This window comes from Halomonas sp. 3F2F, from assembly GCF_014897805.1.
Classification (GTDB): domain Bacteria; phylum Pseudomonadota; class Gammaproteobacteria; order Pseudomonadales; family Halomonadaceae; genus Vreelandella.
Genome location: NZ_JABUZE010000116.1, coordinates 1 through 503 on the forward strand (window position 1 = coordinate 1; position 503 = coordinate 503).

Below are 503 nucleotides of genomic sequence, written 5' to 3' on the forward strand. Positions count from 1 at the left end.
ATGGGGCGTAGCGCCCGTTCCAGGTGGTTGGTGTCTGGCTGCACCTCGGGATCTTCCAGGAACACGGTCAGGCTGGCTTCGCGGCTGAGCACGTAGTTAAGGGCTTTGGTCAGTGGATCGCTGGGCACCAGGCCGCCTTGCTCCAGGTGATCCCGGCACCACTGGAAGAAGTCGCTAACGACTGGCTTCGAGTGAGCCAACCGGTACTGCCGTTTCTTCTCGCCACTCAGGTTCTGGGCGCGGATATTATCTTCGTTCCGGTACAGGTTGGCGATTTGTTGTAAGGCCTCGGTGACCTGCTCCGGGTGATCCTTCTGGGCGTCGATAAAGTAACGCCGGGCGTGCACCCAGCACTGGGCATGGGTGACGTTTTCCTGGGCGGCAGCGTAGCGGGCATAGGCCGCATAGCCGTCACTGATCAGGGTGCCGCTGAACGACTCGCTTAGGACCTGTTCGATGTGGGCACGCCCACGGCTGTTCGAGTAGGTGAACACCACCTCGTC

1 protein-coding gene is annotated in these 503 nt (G+C 61.0%); it reads right to left on the reverse strand.

Annotated features, from left to right (window positions below):
• The coding region (locus INT21_RS12090; RefSeq protein ID WP_193085251.1) for an IS66 family transposase at window positions 1-503 on the reverse strand (503 nt) is incomplete at both ends.